We start from the raw sequence: 1,299 nt of genomic DNA on the forward strand, positions 1-1,299 counted from the left end.
TTTCTTCTCTACTCATTTTTTATGATGTTTAAATAAGATTTTATTTGTTTCAGAAGTTTTCCCTTCTAAAAATTTATGAGCACAAATTTACACCCGAAGAAGAGGTTACACAGTTACTTTTGTTACATAAGCTTTTGATTTCAGGATGGCTTAAAAGGGTCATTTAACCTAATTCTTATTTAAAATCCTGAATATCTTCACTCAGGTCATAAACTTTTTGATCCTTAAATTTATTTTCTAAAATGCTGCTTCCGGCAGAGGATCTGTATCCCCCGGCACAATGTACCACGATGGGTTTATCGTTAGGCACTTCTCCTGCACGGTTTCTTAGTTCGTTCAGCGGAATTCCAAGTGCCCTGTCGAAGATCTTACCTTCGGCCAGCTCGCTTTCATTCCGTATATCAACTATGGTATATTTATCCTTATTGTTCTTGAAATCCTGAAGATCGAAATTATCAGATCTTTTAGAGACTTCTTCACTTAATGTGATCACCCCTTTCATCTGCTTTTCGTAGCCTATCTTGGCTGTTCTTTCCAATAGCTCATCGATGTCTTTTACAGAACTTACCACGAGGTAAAATGGTTCATTGGGCTCAATAATAGCACCCAACCAGGTTTCATATTTATCGCCTTCTGTGCGGGACATGATGTTGATACTATTTGGAAGATGCCCCGCTTTATAAACATCTCCATCTCTTGCGTCTACAACAGTCACCCCTTCTTCTACTTTGGATACTCCAATGTGTAAAGGGACCCTGTATTTTTCCTGCTGTACATTTCCTGCTCCCTTGCGGTTCAAGTCCACGTTAAAGCCGAAATAGGAAGGAATAAACGGCTGATCTTTCAGGATCTCTTCTACGAATTCCTCTTCGGTCTGGTCTTTAAAAGCCCAGTTGCTCATTCGTTCATCTCTAAGGGTGCTGGAAGGGGAGGCACTCATATTTTTACCACATAATGATCCTGCACCATGTGCGGGATACACCAAAGCATCGTCGGGGAGGTCATTGAATTTGGATTGCATGGTGTGGTACATTGCTTTTGCCAGTTCCACCCGTTTTGCAGTCATGTTACCTGCTTTTTCCCGAAGATCGGGCCGGCCCACGTTGCCTATAAATAAAGTATCACCTGTAAATAATGCAATTTCCTCACCCTCTTCGGCAACAAAAGTGAGGCTGTCCGGCGAGTGGCCGGGAGTATGAAGGGGACGGATATTGATCTTTCCGATCTTCACCGATTGTCCTTCATCAAAAGGCTCATGAGGGTAGCTTACACCCACTTTTTCGCTCACATAGATAGTGG

At 42.0% G+C, this 1,299-nt stretch carries 1 protein-coding gene; it reads right to left on the reverse strand.

The features are described from left to right. Positions 1–175 precede the first annotated feature (175 nt). On the reverse strand, positions 176–1,299 hold a 1,124-nt coding region (locus HC175_RS15100), incomplete at its 5' end, for a rhodanese-like domain-containing protein (protein ID WP_168139316.1).

It is taken from the genome of Salinimicrobium oceani, assembly GCF_012037645.1.